The following is a 21,265-nucleotide window of genomic DNA, read 5'->3' as shown; positions in this document are numbered from 1 at the left end:
GCTTGCCATTTTCATCACTCGCTGGTGCCATGAAAATGGAAGAGGACGTCTATCTTGAAAATTCTTTAATATCGTTTGAGTTTAATAGAGAATCAAGGGGAACAAACGGATAGCCGTGCGCCTCCGCCACCGCTTGATAGGTGACGGAGCCGTCAACCACATTGATGCCTCTGGCCAACGACCCGTTATCCGAGGCCGCTTTTCGGCAGCCTTTGCGGGCAAGCTCCAGCACGTAAGGCAGAGTCACATTGGACAGGGCGGCGGTTGATGTCCGGGAAACGGCTCCCGGCATATCGGGAACGGCATAGTGCAGCACGCCGTGTCGAATATAAAAAAGCTGATCATGCGTTGTTTTGCGATCGATCGTCTCAATGGAGCCACCCTGGTCGATTGCCACATCCACAATAACCGATCCCGCTTCCATCGTTTTGACCATTTCTTCTGAAACCAGGCAGGGTGCTTTCGCACCCGGAATGAGCACTGCGCCGATTAACAAATCGGCTTTCTCCACTTCCTGCGCAATATAATAGGGGTTGGAAACAAGAGTTTTCAGACGGCCCTGATAGAGTTCATCCAAATACCGCAAGCGATCCGGATTGATGTCGAGTAAAGTGACGTCCGCACCCAGGCCCACGGCTATCTTGGCTGCATTGCTTCCTACTGTGCCTCCTCCAAGGATCACTACCTTTCCCGGCCTTACACCAGGTACGCCGCTTAACAAAACGCCCTTTCCCGACCGGCTGGGGTTCCTTTACTTTGATGACCATTTCGGAATCCCATGCTTCTTTTGCGGAAGAAACGATTCTAGCGCCTGCTTGTTCATAATCGCGATCATGGAACCCGCTGCCTATACCCGCACTCGTTTCAACGCGCACTTCATGGCCTGAATTTGTCAGCAAACGCACGCCAAACGGCGTCATTGAAACACGCTTTTCATTGTTCTTGACTTCTTTGGGTATGCCAATAATCACTAGGATCAACTCCAAAAAAAGCGATTGGTATCAAATAATACATCGTGACGTCATGATGTGTTATTTGATACCAATATAATGAACGGCCAAAAAATTGTCAACGAATGATTTTGTAGTTTTTAGACTATTTTTGTCTGCCCATCATTAATGGGCACGCATCAATTTGATGCGGAACGAATACATGTCGGACCGGTATACGGCGTGCAGATACTCGACAGGCTTGCCCTGCGGATCCTGAGTGATCCTTTCAATGGAAAGCACACTCATCGTTTCCGGTATTCCCAGCGCCGCCGCCTCTTCTGCGGAGGGCAAAGCCGCGGTAATGCTTTCCTCGGCTTCCGAAAGAATGATGCCCAGGGAGTTTTCCAATTCATGGTATAATATCGCAGTGTCCAAATCCTTCTCAGCCAATCGCATGCCGATGTCGAGCGGGTAATACTGTTTTTCTATGGCGATCGGATGATCGTCGGCAAACCGTAGTCTTTCAATCATGTAGATTTCGTCGGTTTCCAGAATGCTCCCTACATGCTCCGATTCGACCCTTCCGTGCTGCAGCAGTTTCGAGCCTGGCCGCATCCCCATCTCTTCGACGGCCGCGTTGTAGCTTTTGATATTGCCCAACCATTCCTCAATCGGACGGAGTGAAATAAAGGTGCCCTTGCCGTGCTGTTTTTCCAGGACTCCTTCCCTGACCAAAGCGGACACCGCATCGCGAACCGTCGTTCGGCTCACGCTGTACAGATCCATTAATTCCCGCTCGCTGGGAAGCCGGTCATCCGTAAATTTGCCTTGATAAATTGCTTCCCGAATGATATCCCTTAATTGGATGTGCAAAGGGATGGGACTATTCAAATTCAACTTTGTCAAAAGGATGACCTCCATTAAGCCGTTGAGGCGCCGCGAGAAAAAAATAATTCATCGCGGACGGCTGATTTCATATATATTTCCATTATATCGTCCGCCCGACACCGTGGCTACATTGAAAATTCCCTTCCTTGGAGTCTGTTCGAGCAAAGCAAGATCGTGAATATTTGTTCAATTTAATCGTTATTCCGGAAAAGGGATGGCACTGCACCGCTGTTAAAACCAGGAATCTGATTAGATTTAGACTTTTGCGGTTAATTCCCGGTTTTAAATTCCCGAAAATCGGTCCGTCGGACACTCCTCGCGCAAAATTAATTCCTTATTCCCCCGCACAAATTCAACGCTAAACGGGACAAGAGTTTGACTCCTTTGACAAGATCCTCCTCGAAAAAATCGAAATCGGGCTGATGATGTCCCCCGGCCAAACGGGTCCCCAGCACAATATAGGTGGACAAGCCTCCCCGCGCATGCACCGCGTCCATAAAGTATGTCGCATCGTCGCTGGCTTCGAAAGGAACGCCGAAGCTGATCTTATCAAAGCTCCGGATCGCGGCTGCGGCGGATTCCACGAGCTTGGCCAATTCCGGATGGCTGTCGCACGGAATTCCTTTTCCGACGATCCGCCAATCCGCATCGACGCCGTACATAGCTGCAGCGCCCTTGCAAATTTCCTTGACCCGGTTCTCCAAATACTCGTTCACGTTCGCACGGTCGCTTCGTGTTTCCACTGTCAATTCAGCGGAGGCCGGAATAATATTCGCCGCCGTCCCGGCCTGCAGCGTACCGCAGTTCACTCTGGTTTTTCCCTGCGAGTGGGCGGAGATTCCGTGAATGCCAAGAACTGCCGAGGCTGCAGCCAGCATCGCGTTGCGTCCCTGCTCCGGCTCGATTCCCGCATGCGCCGCTTTGCCGGTAAAGCTGATTTTGAATTTTGTGGAGGCCAGAAAATTGACCGCTCCCGTGATCAATTCACCTTGTCCGGTGCGCAGTCCCAAATGCAAAGCAAAGAAATAGTCGACATCATCAACCGCTCCTGCTTTGACCATCGGATAAGCACCCCGCAGCCCTTCCTCCGCAGGCTGAAAAATCAATTTGATTTTTCCGGAAAGTCCGGCAATCCGGGAGGACAGAAGCTTCGCCAGTCCCAACCCGATCGCTGTATGTCCATCATGTCCGCAAGCGTGCATTTGGCCTCTTCTTACCGATGAAAACCCATGCCTCACCGGAAAATGTCCGGATTGCTCCGTTTCCGTAACCGGCAGCGCATCCAAATCAAAGCGGAAAGCGATCGTCGGGCCCGGACGCCCGGTATCCAACACGCCGATCACTCCGGTCATCCCGCCCCTCATATGTTCGATAAACGGGTTAACCGGCAGGAGCGAGCGGACTTCCGCGTAATGCTCTTCCAGCTTGTCAGCGGAAGGAACGCCGAGCCGTTCCTCTTCGCTGACGATTTCCCGGCCGACCTTGACCTTCCAATTCATTTCGTGCAAATATTGCGCCACCAATGCCGAAGTATGAAATTCGGTCCAGCCCACCTCAGGAAATCGATGAATTTCCCTTCTTCGCTCCAGCAGCCACGGCTGGATTTGCTCCGCCATCAGTTCCAGTTCACCTGCAAGATCCCTTCTATCCATGCCGCCTTCCCTCCACCGCTCACCGTTTATCCATGATTAGCCCTGACTCCAGGGAGATATCCAGTTTTGAACTCCATACCATACGCTTTTGGTGCGCATGAACTGCTCCTGCACTTCCAGTCCCATTTCCAATCCGGTGCCGCTTTCCTTATACCCGCCGTACGGCGAATTGGGATTCAGGCTGTGAATCGTGTTGATCCAGACCAAGCCGGATTCCAACTGCTCCATCATCCGGTTCGCCCTGCGGATATCGGCCGTCCAAACCGTGCTTGCCAGGCCGTAGTCACTGTCATTTGCCCAACGTAGCACTTCCTCCTCCGTCTTGAACGTCATGACGGAAAGCACCGGACCGAAGATTTCCTCCCGCACGATTTTCATGTCATGGCGCACATTTGTAAAGATCGTCGGCAAATAAAAATAGCCTTTCTCCAACGGGGATAAACCGGGACGCATTCCGCCGGTCAGCAAGGTCGCTCCGTCATCCTTGGCGGACTGCACATATTCCTCGACCCGATGAAGCTGTTCTTTGGAAATGAGCGAACCGATCTGGGTTTGCGGGTCCAGCGGATCGCCGATGCGCAGCTTGCCGACCTCATCCATCAGCCGATGCATGAAGGCTTCGGAGATGCTTTCGTGCAAATACAAACGGGTGCCCGCCGTGCAGGTTTGGCCCTGATTCATGGAAATGGAAAACACGGTAGCCCGTACGGCTTCGTCCAGATAAGCATCGTCAAAAACTATATTGGCGGACTTGCCGCCCAATTCCAAGGTATACGACTTCATCCGGTGTCCATTGTTCCGAATAATCCGGTGTCCGACCTCGCTGCTTCCCGTAAAAGCAATCTTGGGAACCTTGGGGTGTGAAACAAGCGCAGCTCCCACGCGTCCGTCCCCGTTGACTACATTCAATACTCCATCCGGAAGTCCGGCTTCTTTGGCCGCCTGAGCCAGCAGCAAGGCGGAAAGCGGAGCCTGCTCAGCGGGCTTCAGCACAACCGCATTTCCGGTAGCCAATGCCGGGGCGATCTTGCCGACCGCATTCGTCAGCGGATAATTCCACGGAATGATGGCTCCGACCACGCCATAGGGCTCTCTGCGGGTAATGTTCATGAGTCCCGGCTGTACGGGAATGTTGGCCCCCCTGATCTTATCGGTCAGTCCGGCAAAAAACTGCAGGGTCCGCACAGCTCTCGGGACATCTCTCGTCCTTGTATCGGCAATCGGCCTGCCCGCATCCAGCGTATCCAATAAAGCGAACTCTTCGGCCCGCTCCTTGATTTTTCGCGCCATTTCATACAAAATTTCGCCTCTTTGATCGGGGCTCATCTTTTTCCATGACTGAAAAGCCCGATGAGAGGATTCGACTGCCTGATTAACGTCATTTTCCGTGCCCTGCGCAATATGAGCCAACACTTCCCCGGTAGCCGGATTTACATTCACAAATGTGGATTTGTCGGAAGCGTCGACCCACTCCCCGTGAATGAAATGCTTCGATAAAAATTGATCATTTGCCATCTATAATGAACTTCCTTTCAGATATAATCTATCTTGAAAATTCACTTCCTCTAAAAACTTAATTCAATGTGAATTCTTCAAGGACGCTTCAGCGTGCCATTTTCATCACCTGCTGGTGCCATGAAATGGCATAGGACGTCTATCACAGGAAAAGGCTTCAAAAAGACTTTAAAAAAGTTTACAACTCCCGCGCCCATTCTCCCGCTTTCCAGACCCGTTCGGCCAAATCGCTTGCTTCATAGGCGTCCCCCAAAATTTGAACCGTCGGTGCGGTTTGATTCCATGACAATTGCCCTGCAGTATCCTGCTGCGGCCATTCATCCAATGCGCTTTCCGCAATGACCCGGCACCCTTCATAAGACAGTTGCTGATTGTGGAAAATTCCGCTTGCGGAATTGCCGTCATAACGCAAATTCTCTACATCGGTTCTGATGTCAACGCCTGCCTCAAGCAACCGTTCCTCAAGAAAGAAGCGTACGGTCGGGTGCGCGTCGTAAATAATCGACGGGCCTGGCTCAAGAATCGTTACCGGACTTTCCGCATGCCGCTTTTTCAGGTACAGGGCCGTTTCAGCCCCCAGCACACCGCCGCCGATGACAACAATGGGTTTGCCGTCCTCTGCCGGCTGATCCGGATACGCATACAAAATCTCATGGGCCAAAGCTGCCCCGACCTCCGACGGATGCTTGGCCCGGAACATATTTCCCGCGGCCACGACCGCAACGTCTGGATGCAGCTGCTGCACCCGTTCCGGCGACAGCTTCTCGACATATGCAAAATCCACGTTCAGACGCTCAAGCTCTCGATTGAAATAGGCAACGGCTTTGGAGAATTCCGTTTGCCCGGGCACCCGCGTCCGGGCAAGCCCCAGCAACCGGCCCCACTTGTCTTTTTCATCCATGACCGTCACCTGATGCCCCCGCCTCGCCGCCACTCTTGCATACTCCAGACCGGCGATGCCCGAGCCGGCAACCACCACGCGTTTCGGTTTATCCGTCGGGTTATAGTGGGCCGTGCCTTCCCGCGAAGTGTCTCCGTTGGTCAAGCAAATAATCTGCGGGCGGCGCGTTCTTTGATTGCAGGCATTGCAGGAGATGCAGGGGATGATATCCGACTCTCTGCCCTCGATCGTTTTCCGAACAAGATGAGGATCGGCAATCAGCGCCCTGCCCATGGCGACGAAATTGGCCCGTTCCCCTGCCAATACCTCTTCGGCAACCGTGGGGGTAACGATTTTCCCTGCGGAAATGACAGGGATATTCAGGATTCTGGCAAACTGCTCCGCATACGGCGTCTGGTAAGCGTCGGGCACTCCGCTTGTTGCCGACAAGCGGTAGTAGGTGGAACGAACGCTCATGGAAATGCTGATTGCAGCCACTCCCAATTCCTGCAGCCATAAAGCATACTGCTGGCTCTGCCCGATGGTCAAGCCTTCCGGAGTAAAATCAGCGGCATTCATGCGCACGACGATTGGAAAATCCCTGCCCGTCAGCCCCCATGTGTGCAGAATGATCTCCTTGAGAAAGCGGAATCTGTTTTCTGCATTTCCGCCGTACCGGTCTCCACGTTTGTTGGCATCCGGCGAAAGAAAGTTGGAAATCAGGTACCCATGCCCGGCATGAAATTCGACGAGATCAAAGCCGGCGGCCCTGGCTCTTTTGGCAGCCAGCGCAAAAGACTCAACCATCTCTTCAATCTCTTCCGTAGAGAGGGCTCTCGGCATTTCTTGAGTCACCGGACAAGCAATGGCCGACGGAGCGACCGGCTGCATATTGGAAAATTTGGATGTCATTTGCCTGCCGGAATGGACCAGCTGAAGCATGACCGGAACTCCATAAGCATGAACGGAGTCCGTCAATTTCCGAAAGCCGGGAATCAGCTCATCCTTATACAATCCAAGCTGCTTTGGCGTTCCTTTCCCGCTCCAATGAACGAACGCGCCTTCCACACAGATCAATCCGGCATTCCCTTGCGCCCTGGCACGATGGAATTCAATCAATTGGTCAGTGACTTCTCCCGTTTCCGAAGCGAAATTGCTTGTCAAGGCAGGCAATATGACACGGTTTTTCAATGCTACCGGACCAATCCGCCCCTCGCTGAACAAATGCGGGTACAATTTGGACATGTTCCTACCTCCCGGCTGTTAATAGTTTCAATATTGGAGATATCCACAGCTCATCATCCCCGGTGATATTCCATCCTTTTGTTTCAAGCCACTGCCTTTCCCGGTCAAGCGGCGGATAAAAAAAGTCCGACTGAACGCCCGCTTGATGAACAACCTGGCCCTTCGACTTCATCGTCAGACGAGCATCATAAGCGGACAGCTCACGGGATCCTGTAATATTGACTTTTCGGGCTGTCTTTTGTATTTCGAACTGATTAATCTGCCGCAGATCGGCAAATAGGAAGCTGCCGTGGATTCCGGCCATCGCAACGCAGGCCGGAATGCTGAGAACGGATTGATACGGCTGCTCAAAAGGCCCTGGGTGCTGCAGCAGCTTCATATTCGACACCTGCTCGGCCACCTGAATTTCAATTTCAGTCGCTCCGCGTACGGCATCCTTACCGATCTCCCGCACCGTTCTGGACATCGCCTCCACAGCCGGCTGCACGAAGATGTTGACCGGATGACGCTTGAGTCCCACGTCCAAAATCCGGTACCGGTTGTTCTGCAAAGCATCTCCCATATGCCCGGCGACATGCCCGTCCTTCAGCAGCTTCCGCAAGGAATGCGATCCAGTCAGACTACTTGCATTCGGATACCGCATCCCCCGCGTGAAGCGGACGGATTGATAAGCCAATCGGGCGGACAGACCCGCCTGATAGATCCATTCCTCCGTTCCCCCGAGCAGCGAGAAACCGGCGCCTAGGCCGATCGAGGCCGGCAGGGACAATGCCGCACGATACTCGGCCTCGGACAAGCCCCTCATTTTGGCGATCGCTCCGACGGCAGCCAACGCGCCGATCAAGGGCGTCGCGCGAAGGCCCATCTGCCCCAGCAGCTCGCCAAACCGGTCCTGCAGCCAAATTCCCGTTTCGAATCCGGCAACCACGGCCTCAACGGCTTTTTCCCAAGCTTTGGAATCCGCCAATCCATCTGATTTCTCCAGCTCATGCATCACCACGGGAATGATTACCGGACCAAGATGCAATCCGCCGTAAAAATCCTCCAGGACGGAGGATGCCATCGACGTCGAATTGAACTGCACGGATTCCTCCGCGGAATAGGATCTTTTCGTTTGTCCCAGCAGGAGCCATCCTTGATCGGGTGCTTTCGTTTGCAGACCGTCCTGCAGCACTTGACCGGGCCAAAAGCCGTGGCCGAACCGCCGCCCCAAAACCAGATCATGCATCCAGATAACGGCGGCGCGTTCCCGCACTGCAGGCGGCAGCCGATCATATTGAATGCCGCCGATCCATTCGTACAAACGCTGTTCCACGCTCATTTGACCGCTCCCTCCGTGGCATTTTTGATTAACGAACGTCCGAGGAAGATGAAAAACAGCACAATGGGCAATGCGGCCATGATTGCGGCGGAAGCGCGAAGCGGCCAGTTTACATCATAGCTGCTCAAAATTTTGGCCAAGCCGGCCGGCAGGGTCTTATGGCTCTCGTCCATAATGAATGAAACGGCAAACAAATACTCCGACCAAGAGGTGATCAGCGTGAACATGACGACCGATCCGATGCCCGGCGCCAGAAGCGGAATCACAAATTTGTACAAAATATGCATCCGGTTTGCCCCGTCGACCTGCGCCGCCTCTTCGATTTCCACCGGAATATTGCGCATATAGCTGTCCAGCAGCCAGGTGCTGAACGTGGTGGTCAGGGCGACATTGATTAAAATCAGGCTCCACGGATTGTCGATCAAGCCGAGACTTTTCATGACCTGAAACAGCGGAACCAGCAGCACAATGCTGGGGAACAGGTACGCGACCAACAGGATGTTTTTGATGAAGCCTCTGCCCAAAAACCGGTAGCGGTTAATGGCATAGGCGGTATGCACGGATAAAACCGTTGTGATCATGACGGTCAATGCCGATACCATCATGCTGTTTTTCAAATAGTCCCAATAATTGTATTTGGTAAAGACCTCTTTGTAGTTCTGCAAGGTCAGATGAATCCCGTTCCCTTGGGAAATATCGCTCTGCAGGCGAAGCGAGTTGAACAAGGTCCAGGCAAAGGGCCCGAGGATAATCAGCACGAGCAGCAGCACGAAAATCCAGGAAAACGACAGCTTACCTCCCAAGAATCGGCGCTTCAAAGGAGCAGCAGGCTTCAATTTGCCTGCAGCTTGCATCTGCACTTGCCCTTGAGTCCGCGAAAAAATGCGCTCGTACATCGAGCTTCGGGCAAACGCCCTGAAAGGATAAAGAATTGATCGGAATATCCCGGGCGCGAGATAATATATCAGAATGACTGCAATCAATAATAGCACCATATATATGGAAGCTGTTGCCGCTTTTGACATGGAATAATATTCGAAAGCAAACCTTTGGATCAGCACCGGCAGCGTCGTTGTACCGTCGACGGCCCCGCCTTTGGGGGTGACCAGCGCAATGACGTCGTAAACGTTAAAAGAAAACAACAGCCCTAATAGTCCCATTCCGAATAAAATTTTGGAAATCGAAGGAAGGATGATATAGCGGAATTCATCCCATGCAGAAGCTCCCTCCACATTGGCCGCTTCAAATACATCCCTCGGAATATTTTGCAAAGCCGCATAAATCATGATCCCGATAAAAGGGAACCAGCGCCAGGAATTGACCAAAATCAACGTGTACATTGAGGAATCAGGCGTTCCCAGCAGATTGGTTGCCTGATCGCTTAATCCGAGCCAAACCGGGATGCGACCGATTACGCCGTTCGTGGCGTCCAGCATCCAGCGCCAAATCAAGGCCATGACGGCGGTCGGAACAATCCACGGGATAATGGAGAGCGTCAAGGCAAATTTGTATTTCCTCAGCGGATAAAACAACAGCAGCGCCATCATAAAGCCCAGCAGCGTCTGTACAATTGTGTTGCCAATCACCCAAATCAGGCTGTTGACGACAGCGGTATGAAACAAAGGATCCGTCAAAAAGGATCGATAGTTTTCAAAACCGATAAAATGATAGGAGGAGCCTACTATTTTCTGATTGGTAAAACTCAACCGGATGACTACATACATCGGATAGATCAGCAATCCGAGCACGAGAATCAAAATCGGAACGGAAGTGAGAAAACCGAATTGGCTGTTTGTAAGCCATTGTTTTCGTTTCATATAACCTCACCCTTTAATTAACGGAATGGGGTCTGAAAGCAAGACCCCATTCCGCCAACTTAGTAATCGCTAGGCATCGCGATGAAATAACTTCTACTAAATTGTCGGCAAAGATCAATTAAACCGCTTGATACTTTGCCGCCAAAAGTAGAAACTAATTTCATCGCGAACCCTTATTGCTTTGCCACTCGCTCAAGTTCCTGCTGGCCCCATTTGGCCGCATCCTCCGGACTCATCTTTTCGACAATCATTTTATTCACGATTTTTCCGAGCACATTCGATGCGGCAATCGGACCGATGCTTTTCGGAGGCGTTCCGTGCGTGAATCCGAACAGCTTGCCGTGTTCATTGGATTGGATTTCGGTTTGTACGACATCTTTATAAAAGCTGATGACTTCCTGTTTGTTGAAACCATCCGATTTTCCGGAAGCTTCCGTTACCGGCAAGTACATGCCCGGCAGCATATCCGCCAGGAATTTGCCGTTACGGTCCGGATCATGGAGATAAACGAGGAACTTCTCGATCGCTTCTTTCTTGGCGCTGTCGGTTGTCGTAACCATGAATCCGTTGGAGTAGCTTGTGCTTCCCGGAGTTCCCTTCGGTCCGACCGGGAAAGGAACCACGCCAAGCTGGTCTCTCATATCCTTCTGATTGGCATACCAGAATGACGGAGGAAGTCCGAGCAGCAAGACCATTGCCGATTTCCCGCCGACAAAGTTTTCCACTGCCTGCTGCCACCACCAGGTATTGGCATCGACAGGAGTGTAGGGCGCCAAATCCTTCATGATTTTCAGTGCGGCCACATTCTCCGGAGTGTCGAACGTGATGTTCCCTTTATCGTCATACAGATCTCCGCCGTTGGTGATCATGAAATTGTACAGAATTTGGTCGGTGTACATCGAGTTGGATGTAGGCATTCCAAGACCGGCCATCGTACCGCTGTTTAATTGTTTGGCTGCCGCCAGCAGCTCGTCCCAGTTTTTGGGCGGCTCGATGTTGGCTTTCTTCAAAATATCCTTGCGGTAATACAAATTCACATCCATTCCGAAAATCGGTATGGCCCAATAGTGGTTATCATAATAGTAAGGGTCCAGCTGCGATTGGTAGAATTTAAATTTATCGTTAATTTCTTTGACAATATCATCAACGGGTTGGATAGCGCCCGTTTCCTTAATGGCCACGGTAAAGTCCGGAATCGATTGAATGACATCAGGCGCTCTGCCTGCATTGATCGCTGCCAGCACTTTCGGTTTTACATCTTCCCAGGAAAAGGACTCGAGCTTGATTTTGATATTGGAGTTCTCTTTTTGGAAATCATCAATAACCTTTGTGATCGCTTTCACGGGATCATCACGGTTTTCCATCCACCATACGGTAAACTCCACTGGTTTTGGCGCGTCTTGTTGTTTTTGACCGCTGTCGGCGGCCGGCTTATCCTCCGCCCGCTTCTGTCCGCAGCCTCCCAGTAGTCCCACAACCAAGACGAGGATCATTACCCGGGCAATCCATACTCTTGTCTTCAATACATACAACCCCTCTCATCATGTGATCAATTGCATTGCCCCACTTTTCAACTTCCCAGCAGACGGTAAACCCTTCTCGGCTTTCCCTTGGTATGGAGCGACTCCTGTCCGATCACTTCAATAACATGGGCCTCTTCCATCTGCTTCAGAAGTCTTCTGGTACTGCGGAGTGTGATGTTTAGATAAGCAGCCAAATCATTTGCCGTAAACTCCGCACCCGTTTGATGGATGGCTTCCATCAAACGATTGAAAACCGTTGCGCTCACTCCGACGTTATCGACTTGTTCCAACACCCCCTTATCCGTAGTGCGTGTAACTACAGTCACCGAATGTGACTCGCCAATCGGTCCGGTTACTTGATGGTTGTCATGAATCACGAAGCAGGCATCACCGCCGAATTCTTTGGCTTTATTCAGGGCAGCGTTGGCCCGGATCCCTGCTTGATTTGCAGTTCCTCCATAACCGACGCCGATACTTACTGAAAACGGCAGAACTTTTCTGATTTTCTCCAGCAGAGGCGGGACGGTGAAAAAATTCGTTGATTTTTCAAATAACGCCCTGGTCGTGAAAAACAAATATTCATTTGAACTGGACGAAACGAAGTGTCCGTCTATTTCTTCAACATAACGGAGAATCATTTGCTGCAGCGTCAATTGAAGGCGTTGAAGCTCATGCGAGGTTTTCTTGTGGGACCATTGCTCGGAATGGTCGGTGGAAATTCGTCCAACGACAATTTGACTCGCTTTATTTTGAATGCCTTCACCTATCAAGGCGATTTTATCCAGCGTTTCGCGGATCACGGATTGCAGCGGAAATACGCGAAGCGCCGGGACACCCAGTTCTTTTAACCGGAGATAACAGGAGCGCAAGCAGGTCAAAGCAAACGAGGTTTCACCCGAATCATACGCATTCTTGTGAAAATCGACGAATTCCTGAAGCGTCAGCGCACGGTCGTATTCGAGGATGTGCTTGGTCATATTCGGTATGCCCAACTCACTATATGCGGATTGAATTTCGCCTTGGCTGATGGTGTCTATGCTGATCCTTCCCATATTTTCCAACCGAATTTGAAAAAGAGCCCTGTACAAACTGCTGCCGCCAAAAGGTATGTAAACTGTCGGAGTGTTCCGCACTTCATCCAAATCGACAGCATGGTAATAAGGGACAGGCCCCGTAAAGAGAATGACATCAAACTGATGTTGGAGGGACTGGACAATTTCCCTGGTCTCTTTTTCCGATTCATAAGAAAGCGGAACGAATGTCAATTGCGGATATTTATAAGAATAAGCGATGCAATCATCCACACTGTCCTTCGGGCCAATAACGGCCGCCAAAATTTGTTGAGCCATAGAAACCTCCCTGAAGACAAATAACAGTAACGGACAATGTCCCTTAATAGTTCCTTAATAATTTACTAAAATCATATAATTAAGACACAATTCTGTCAATAAAAAAAGCTCGCGTCAAGCGAGATGGGATTGCCTGCAATATCGACGTTGCCAAGAAAACATGTTTCGACTATGCACCTACCTCAAATATGAGTGACCTCCTACGGTGCTAATCATGCCGGTGAACGTTTTCCGAGCAATACGAACACAATTCCGGAAAACGCAGCCCTTCGCACGTGTAATAATCGGGGCCCGCAGAATAGCCCGCAATTCGGGTTCCGGCAGTGGCGTGTTCCTTTTTTTTTTTATCCCATCATTTCCTTTCCCGATAAAGCGTGATGATATGCTTAACCGCCAACTCTCCGCCCACCCTTTCCAATTTCAGTTTATCCGATTGGGTCAAGTTTTCAACCTTTCTTTCAAATAAAAACCGCCCAAATGGACGGTTATGGTATAATATGGTCAAGCAGTTGGCAGGGGCGGAGGCATTCCATCGTAAAGGTGGTGATGCCATGGAAGTATATCAAGCGTTGACGTTAATGATTTCTTTTGCAACGTTAATTGTTCTTATACTTTCCTTCCATAAACGGAAGTAGACCGCCCTCTACGCCAAAGGATTGCGGTCTACTCTGTGACCCAAAGCCTCCGCTTATGCGGCTGCCCAGGAGTCGGTTGCACCCGGCTCCTTATTTATTCTAAGCATAAATCATTTGATTGATTCCTGCAAGTTATTTAAACCTAAAAGGACCGCCGTGAAAGACAGTCCTGAAAAGATTATATCAAATCACCCAAATACCGCCCGGTTGGTTCCGCCATCCACCGAAATGACCGTGCCGGTGATCCAGCGGTTCCTAACCTCCCCCAATTCACCAGTATGTTTCTCCCGGCAACACCAAGGGTCCCTTGCCGATAAGCTCTTGAATCCTGCGCGCCGATTCCTTAAGACGGCTTTCGTTTCTGGCGAAAAGGGCCGTATCCGCACCTTCCGCCGCGGGGTTTCGGCAATCTGGTAACCGATGCCTCTGTTTGCTCCCATGACGATCGCTTTTTGGCTCGTTAACCCCGGATCCATTTGCTCATTCCCTCCACCATCCAAACATCGAACAACTGATTGTTGACGGAATCGAACGGATATCCCGCCCGCGAAGCATTACATGTAGGCAGCGCTTCCGGCTTCTTCCACACTTTTGTTGGCCGTATTGCGTCCCCAAATCATCATCGGGATGTTGGCCGCCACGATAAAGACCCCCAGGCTTATAAAAATCACATAGGTTCCGCCCCATGCAAGCAGCAGGGGAACAAAGTACAGCCCCATCACGCCGGAGAAAAACCGCGCCAGCATTTCGCCGGTGGCGGCCCCTACCCCGCGGATGTCAGTAGGATATTGTTCAGAGATATAGAGCTTGCCGAACGGATTAACACTGAGTCCGAAAAACGCGGACAAAATCCCCGCCGTGACAAGCGAGGCGAAACTATTCGCATAGGCAAACATCACAATGCCGATCGTTGCGAGCGCCGCGTAAATCACCAACGGAGTTTTCCTGCCATATTTATCGGAAAAATGGCCATGTACCACCGTTCCGATTCCGCCGACCACCATCATCACCGCGGTAAAAGTCAAGGCGCCGCCCAGCTTCAGCCCCTGTCCGGAAAAAATGGTCGGTCCGTATACATTAATGACATAGAACAAATAAATGGAATAAGCAAAAATTAAATAAGCAATGATGCTACGCGTCAGATAAGGGTGTGCGAAAATAGCGCTCATTCGGACCTGCGCTTGTTTGCCCGTCTGAAGGGCCTCAAGCGTCGATGGGTTGATTAACCGGGTATCGTGCGGGAGATTGGCCCGTTTTTCCAGTTTTTCAATCAACTGTTCCAATTTTTCATAGCTGCCCTGTTTGATCAAAAAACGCGGGGACTCGGGAAGCCAAAGCAGCAAGGGCACAAGGTAGAGAAGCGGAATTCCGCCCAATAACGACATCACCTTCCAAACATTTTCGAGAGGAAACGCGCTTGACGCCCAAGCCCCCACCATCAGGGGAATCGAGTATGCGGCAGTCAGCACCCCGTTTACCCAGCCGATGCTGATCCCGCGTTTATTGGAATTTACAAATTCGGACAGCATCAGATACGGAATGGGAAACACCGCTCCTTCCCCCAACCCTGCCAGTATGCGCAGCGCAACCATGGTTTCAAAGTTTGGCGAAAACGCACTCGCGAAGGTCAGCAAAGCGTATACAAAAATCCCCCACAGCAGAACTTTGCGCCTGCCGTATTTGTCGGCCAAGCGGCCGCCCGGTATCAGTCCGAGGACGATTCCGATCGTCGGGGAAACCCCGAACAGCCCCACCTCGACCCCTGTAAGATTCCACGCTTTTTTCAGTGAAACGATCAAAGTGCCCGCCATTCCGATGTCAAAGCTTTCAAATATCCAGGCCAGAATCAGCAGAAACATAATGCCGACGATTGATTTGGTAACGGGAATCCGGTCAAGCCTCGACAATAAATTGGCTCCTTTTGCGACATCCTCCAAATCTGCTCCCTCCTTATCGATAATCTGGAAAACGGATGTGAAACGATGCGGATTAAAGCTCTCGTGCCGGATTATTGGAAACCACGGATGGAGAAGCGCCTTCGTCAATCCCTTTTGTGGGATCGATCCTGAACGAAACCAGGATTCCAATGAACAACAAGACGACGGACATTATGAAAGGAACCTGCCAGTTATGTGTCAGGTCAATGAGATATCCGAACACTACGGGAGATATCATCCCGGCAACGCCAAAGCCCGTATTCATCATGCCGCTTGCCGTACCGGCGTATTTCGGGGCCATATCCATGGGAATGGACCACAAGACGGCATTGGTCAGTTCAAGGAAGAAAAAGGCAAAGCTCATGCACACCGCGACCATGCTAAGGTTGTGCACAAATAAGTTGGGCAGCAGGAATATGAACGAACCGAGCAGTCCGGTGACCAATACGCCGCGGCGGGCCAGCTTCAAATTTCCGGTACCCTTCAGAATTCTGTCGGAAATGACGCCGCCCAACGTATCGCCGATGACCCCCGCGAAAAGGATCCCCGAGCTGAATAATGCGGATTTCTTAAGGTCCAAGCCATACCCGTTAAATAGAAAGGAAGGCAGCCACGTTAAATACACCCACAAGGTCCAGCCATAGCAAAAATCAACTAATGTCACAGGGGAGATTTTTTTAATTAATAACTTCCAAGGCACAGGGTCCCGCTGTTTCTCTCCGTAGCTTGTATATTGCGGCAATTCGTCAAGCTCGGCTTTGGTCATTTTCGGGTGCTGGCTTGGATTATCTTTAAAATACACAGCCCAAACGATGACCCAGATTAAACTCACGGCCCCTAAAATCCAGAATGATGCACGCCAACCGTAAAGGACCATCAAAAGTGCAATTAATGGCGGTGAAACCGCGTTGCCGAGCCTGGCAAACGAGTGGGTAATTCCTTGCGCAAATCCCCTCTTCTTCGCTGGCAGCCAGTTTGACATCGCTTTGGTGGATGTGGGAAAAGTGGCTCCTTCACCAAAACCGAGCGCCAAGCGGGCGATGAACAGGCTGACCAGGCCGCCCACCAAACCCGTAAAAATAGTCGCAACGGACCAAATTACCCCGACGACGATCAATACTTTGCGCGGGCCGAACTTGTCGCCAATCCATCCCCCGATGATTTGAAAGAGAGCATATGGATAGGCGAAAGCGGAAAGCGCCAAACCCAAATCCGTATTGGATAAATGCAAATCCTTTTTCATCAAGGGTGCAGCCGTTGCAATGTTGACTCTGTCAATATAAGTGATGAAATACATTAAGCATAATAACAACAAAAACATATTCGTCGCGCTTAGTTTTTTCATAAGCGAAAGAGCCCTCCTATTAATAAAAATGGAAGCGTATACAAAAAATCATTCACTATTAACCACAAATTGTTTGAAATGATTCCATGCCGAATTTGGGTATGATTATGTCTCGTGTTCGCGTGAAGCTCCTTACTGTTTCTCAAACCGAGCCGTTTGCAGCGCTGTGACGCACATCATGTCAATGACATCATCAACCGAGCAGCCGCGGGAAAGATCATTCACCGGCTTGCGGAAACCTTCCAGGATGACGCCTAGCGCCTTTACGTTGGCCAGCCTTTCAACAAGCTTGTAGGAAATGTTTCCCGAATTCAGGTCCGGAAAGATCAGGATGTTCGCACGTCCACCGGCTGCGCTTTGAGGCGCTTTCCTTGCGGAAATTTCCGGAATAATCGCCGCATCGGCTTGAAGCTCTCCGTCAATCGCGGCATCGGGCAGCTGCCGGCTCAGCAGCTCTTTCGCGGCAATCACCTTGTCGAGCTTTGGATGCTTGGCACTCCCCTTGGTGGAAAACGACAGAAAAGCAACGACCGGATCCAGGCCGGCCACCTTTTTCGCCACCTTCACCGCATTCATGGCAATAGCCGCCAATTGACCGGCATCGGGATCGGGAACGACGGCGCAATCGGAGAACACCAGCACATCATTTCCCGAAGGCAGTGCGGCCGGCAGGAACATGCAGAAGGATCCGGAAATAATCTGCGCATCCTCGGCCATTCCAACAACCTCAAGAGAGGCTCTGAGAATCTCGGCGGTAGGCAATGAAGCGCCGCCCAGCATGCCGTCAACGATACCGGCTTCAAGCAGCACGGCCCCGAAATACGAAGGATTCTTCAATCGTTCGGCCGCGGATTCATACTCCGGAACAGCTTTGCCTTTGCTTCTCATTTTCTCCTGATACACCGGAACAAAGCGATCGACCAAACCGCTTTCCTGAGGATCGATAATCTCCGGCTGAATAGGCAAACCCAAAGATCGAATATGGTTTGAAATCAATTCCCTGTTTCCCAAGAGCACGGGCTGTATGGCACTGGTTCGCTGAACAAATGCAGATGCCTGAAGCACCCTTTCATCTCCGCCGTCAACCAGAACAATTCGGCAGGTCGCTTGAAAGGCCCGCATACGGACATCTTCGAGCTTGGTTTGCATGCATACCTCCAAATTTGTAATCGTTTAAGCTCTTTACCTCTGAAGAAGATTGGTGGGAAAAAGAGAAGCTAATGTGAATCTGATGTGGATATTGATTCGGATTTGCAATGGAGCTTTATGTGCTTGTGCGGAAGTTTGGCGGGCAATCGTCTGCCGGATCACGCATTAGTGGTGGATGGAAGCGTGCGTCAGATGGATGGAATTACTCGATGTGGAGACTCTGAGAATTTGCCTTGGAGAGAAGAAATTCACCCTCACATGTGATCTGGTAACGACATTGAGATATGGTACGGACTAAGAGCTCGCGATGTAATTAGTGGAAGTTATTTCGTCGCGATGCCCAAACATTGGTACGGACGTCCCTATGAATGTATGTTATTACACGGATTATTCATCTGTCAACTCATAATTTTTTTATTATTTTGAGTTAAAAGAATTATTTGACTTTTAGTTTCAGTTATTTTATATTAGCTCTAGGATATCTGGTGGTACGGACGTCCTTACGTCAATGGAGGTTTTTTATCATATGCTAGATATATACAGTCCTATTCCTTTGCATGTGCAGCTCAAAAATTTATTGGAAACAGAAATCCGGACCGGCAGCTACACCGAGAAGATCCCGAGCGAACGGGAATTGATGGACCGCTTTTCCGTCAGCCGGTTTACGGTAAGAGAGGCCGTTTCCGCTCTCGTTCAGGAAGGGGTGCTGGAAAAAAAACACGGCAGAGGCACGTTCATTACGCTCAAACCGGTTCAAGAATGGCTCGGGCAGCTAAGCAGCTATGAGGAGACCGTCAAATCGATGGGAATGAAGCCTTCTTCCAGGTCAATCTTCCACGGCCAAACCTCTTCTCCCGAGAACGTCTCCCAAATCCTGGACCTTGACAAGTTTTATTTGATCAAGCGCCTGCGCTTTGCGGATGACAAACCCGTGGCCATTAAAGAGCATTATTATCCTTTGGAAATCGGTCTCGAGCTGGCCAAAAGCGATCTCGATACCGCAGTCTTATATGACTTGCTGGAATTGTCGCTCGGCTTGAATTTGAGCGAAGCCGAGCAGATCATTACCAGCGGTATACCCAGCAAAGAAGAAGCCCAATATTTAGACATCCCTCCTTCTTCAAGCGTGCTGATTCGCGAGCAGCTGATCTTTGATCCGGACGGAAATCCCATCGAGTATTCAAGAAGCGTATTCCGAACGGACATGTATGCCTTTCACATGAAAATGGCCCGCAAGCGCAGGTAGCGGCCGCTTCACAATTCAAATTATTGGGAGGTAAAAGCAAATGGCAAAAATGGAAACGGCAACAAAGCAAAATCAACGGACAAAGGTAAAAATGACGCCGAGCGAAGCGATAGTGGAGACGCTGCTGGCGGAAGGCATCGACCATATCACCGGCATTCTCGGATCCGCATATATGGATATGCTGGATCTGCTGCCGGCCGCGGGCATCCGGTTCATCCCCGTCCGCCACGAACAGAGCGCGGCCCACATGGAGGACGCCTATACGCGCGTGACCGGCAAAGCCGGTGTCGTCATCGGGCAGAACGGCCCGGGGATCACCAACATGGTCACCTCCGTGGCCGCCGCCTATCACGCCCATACCCCGATGGTGGTCATTTCCCCATCTGCTGGCACAACAACGGTCGGCTGGGACGGCTTCCAGGAAGCCGATCAGGTCAGCATCTTCCGACCGATCACCAAGGCGGCCCTGCAGGTCACCCACCCGAGCCGGGTGGCCGACGTGCTGCGGACCGCGTTCCGGATCGCCTACGCGGAACGGGGACCCGTCCTGTACGACATTCCCCGCAACTACTTTTACGGGGAACTGGAGGAACAGATTCTGCAGCCGCATCAATACCGGGCGAGCATGCGCCACGGCGGACCGCGGGAAGCCCTGGACAGAGCGGCGGAGCTGCTGCTTTCGGCGGAGTATCCGGTGATCATCTCCGGCAGGGGTACGGTCGATGCCGACGCGCATGATGCCGTCAAGGAAATCGCCGAATTTCTGACCGCTCCGGTTGCCTGCTCATATATGCATAACGACGCGTTTCCGGCCAGCCATCCGTTAGCCGTCGGGCCGATCGGCTACATGGGCTCGAAAGCGGCGATGCGGACCCTGCAAAAAGCCGATGTCGTTCTGGCCATCGGGACCCGCTTGTCGGTCTTCGGCACGCTCCCGTGCTACGACATCGATTATTTCCCGAAGCAGGCGAAGATCATCCAAATCGATATCAACCCCAAGCAAATCGCCCGGACGCATCCGGTCGAGGTGGCGGTCGTCGGCGACGCCGGAGCGGCGAGCGAGGAAATCCTCAAGCGGCTGAAGGCCCGGTCGGCACCGCGCGTCGATCAGCAGCGTCTGGAGGAAGTGGCCGGAGAGAAACAAAGGTGGGACGAAGAATTGGTTGAACTGGCCATGGTGCCCGGCAACCCGTTCGTGAACGGGGAGCCGCAGATCAATCCGCGGCGAGCCCTGCTGGAGGTGTCGAAAGCGATTCCGGAAGGCACGATCGTGACGTCGGATATCGGCAACGTGTCGTCGACCGCCAACGGGTACTTCTCCTTCAATCAGGGGCGCAGGCATCTCGCGGCGCTGACCTTCGGCAACTGCGGTTTTGCCTATCCGGCAGCGATCGGAGCGAAGATTGCCGACCCGAACAACCCGGTGATCGCGATCGTGGGCGACGGCGCATGGGGCATGAGCCTGCATGAAGTGAGCACAGCCGTCGAGCAGAAGCTGCCGGTAATTGCCTGCGTATTCAACAACCGGGCCTGGTGTGCGGAGAAGAAAAACCAGGTGGACTTTTACAATAACCGATTTGTCGGAGCGGATATCGAGGGCCCCAATTTTGCCGAGGTGGCCAGAGCGATGGGCGCCAACGGGGTCCGCATCGAGCGCCCCGAGGATATCGCAGCGGTGATGGCTGACGCTCTGAGCCAAGATAGACCGTCGGTTCTGGAGTTCATGGTCGACGGCACGCAGCTCGCTCCGCCGTTCCGCAAGGATGCGCTGCACTTGCCCATCCGCTTATTGCCCAAATATGCGCATCTTGACCATAGAAATTGGTAATCT

The 21,265-nt window shown here is 51.6% G+C and carries 15 protein-coding genes and 1 pseudogene; 3 read left to right on the top strand and 13 right to left on the bottom strand.

Annotation, left to right across the window (positions count from 1 at the left end):
• Positions 1-49 precede the first annotated feature (49 nt).
• The 9 genes and pseudogenes from VF724_RS04835 to VF724_RS04795 form a co-directional block, all read right to left on the bottom strand.
• Positions 50-971 (bottom strand): annotated as a pseudogene (locus VF724_RS04835) (alanine dehydrogenase).
• A 144-nt stretch (positions 972-1,115) separates the two neighbouring features.
• On the bottom strand, positions 1,116-1,838 hold the full coding sequence (locus VF724_RS04830; protein ID WP_371753093.1) for a GntR family transcriptional regulator: 723 nt from the start codon (positions 1,836-1,838) through the stop codon (positions 1,116-1,118).
• 308 nt (positions 1,839-2,146) lie between these two features.
• Positions 2,147-3,472 carry an amidohydrolase gene (locus tag VF724_RS04825; RefSeq protein WP_371753092.1) on the bottom strand — a complete coding sequence of 442 codons (1,326 nt, stop codon included), beginning with the start codon at positions 3,470-3,472 and terminating at the stop codon, positions 2,147-2,149.
• A 36-nt stretch (positions 3,473-3,508) separates the two neighbouring features.
• Entirely contained in the window at positions 3,509-4,987 is a 1,479-nt protein-coding gene (locus VF724_RS04820; RefSeq protein WP_371753091.1) for an aldehyde dehydrogenase family protein, read from the bottom strand.
• A gap of 178 nt (positions 4,988-5,165) precedes the next feature.
• Positions 5,166-7,112, bottom strand: a complete 1,947-nt coding sequence (locus VF724_RS04815) for an oxidoreductase (RefSeq protein ID WP_371753090.1) — start codon at positions 7,110-7,112, stop codon at positions 5,166-5,168.
• 4 nt (positions 7,113-7,116) lie between these two features.
• On the bottom strand, positions 7,117-8,433 hold the full coding sequence (locus VF724_RS04810) for an MmgE/PrpD family protein (protein ID WP_371753089.1): 1,317 nt from the start codon (positions 8,431-8,433) through the stop codon (positions 7,117-7,119).
• A complete protein-coding gene (locus tag VF724_RS04805) occupies positions 8,430-10,250 on the bottom strand; it encodes an ABC transporter permease (protein WP_371753088.1) in 1,821 nt (606 codons plus the stop codon). The genes VF724_RS04810 and VF724_RS04805 overlap by 4 nt, the downstream gene beginning before the upstream one ends.
• A 173-nt stretch (positions 10,251-10,423) precedes the next feature.
• Entirely contained in the window at positions 10,424-11,773 is a 1,350-nt protein-coding gene (locus tag VF724_RS04800) for an ABC transporter substrate-binding protein (RefSeq protein ID WP_371753087.1), read from the bottom strand.
• 47 nt (positions 11,774-11,820) lie between these two features.
• Positions 11,821-13,122 carry a helix-turn-helix domain-containing protein gene (locus tag VF724_RS04795; RefSeq protein WP_371753086.1) on the bottom strand — a complete coding sequence of 434 codons (1,302 nt, stop codon included), beginning with the start codon at positions 13,120-13,122 and terminating at the stop codon, positions 11,821-11,823.
• 377 nt (positions 13,123-13,499) lie between these two features.
• Here VF724_RS04795 and VF724_RS04790 point away from each other — a divergent pair, with 377 nt between their 5' ends.
• Complete coding sequence (locus tag VF724_RS04790) at positions 13,500-13,757, top strand: putative holin-like toxin (protein WP_371753085.1); 258 nt, start codon at positions 13,500-13,502, stop codon at positions 13,755-13,757.
• Between the two features lie 188 nt (positions 13,758-13,945).
• Here the strand turns inward: VF724_RS04790 and VF724_RS04785 are convergent, their stop codons facing one another.
• The 4 genes from VF724_RS04785 to VF724_RS04770 form a co-directional block, all read right to left on the bottom strand.
• Positions 13,946-14,233, bottom strand: a complete 288-nt coding sequence (locus tag VF724_RS04785; RefSeq protein WP_371753084.1) for a hypothetical protein — start codon at positions 14,231-14,233, stop codon at positions 13,946-13,948.
• 78 nt (positions 14,234-14,311) lie between these two features.
• Positions 14,312-15,694, bottom strand: coding sequence for an MFS transporter (locus VF724_RS04780; RefSeq protein WP_371753083.1), 1,383 nt, complete (start codon positions 15,692-15,694; stop codon positions 14,312-14,314).
• 52 nt (positions 15,695-15,746) lie between these two features.
• On the bottom strand, positions 15,747-17,039 hold the full coding sequence (locus VF724_RS04775; protein WP_371753082.1) for an MFS transporter: 1,293 nt from the start codon (positions 17,037-17,039) through the stop codon (positions 15,747-15,749).
• 132 nt (positions 17,040-17,171) lie between these two features.
• Positions 17,172-18,188, bottom strand: a complete 1,017-nt coding sequence (locus tag VF724_RS04770; RefSeq protein ID WP_371753081.1) for a phosphotransacetylase — start codon at positions 18,186-18,188, stop codon at positions 17,172-17,174.
• A 526-nt stretch (positions 18,189-18,714) separates the two neighbouring features.
• On the opposite strand from VF724_RS04770, the gene VF724_RS04765 reads away from it, so the two are divergent.
• Both VF724_RS04765 and xsc read left to right on the top strand, forming a co-directional pair.
• Entirely contained in the window at positions 18,715-19,434 is a 720-nt protein-coding gene (locus tag VF724_RS04765) for a GntR family transcriptional regulator (protein ID WP_371753080.1), read from the top strand.
• A gap of 40 nt (positions 19,435-19,474) precedes the next feature.
• Positions 19,475-21,262, top strand: a complete 1,788-nt coding sequence (gene xsc, locus VF724_RS04760; protein WP_371753079.1) for a sulfoacetaldehyde acetyltransferase — start codon at positions 19,475-19,477, stop codon at positions 21,260-21,262.
• Positions 21,263-21,265 lie beyond the last annotated feature (3 nt).

Source organism: Ferviditalea candida (genome assembly GCF_035282765.1).
GTDB lineage: Bacteria > Bacillota > Bacilli > Paenibacillales > KCTC-25726 > Ferviditalea > Ferviditalea candida.
Note: the sequence above shows the minus strand (reverse complement) of the source record. Positions and strands in the feature narration are given on the sequence as shown.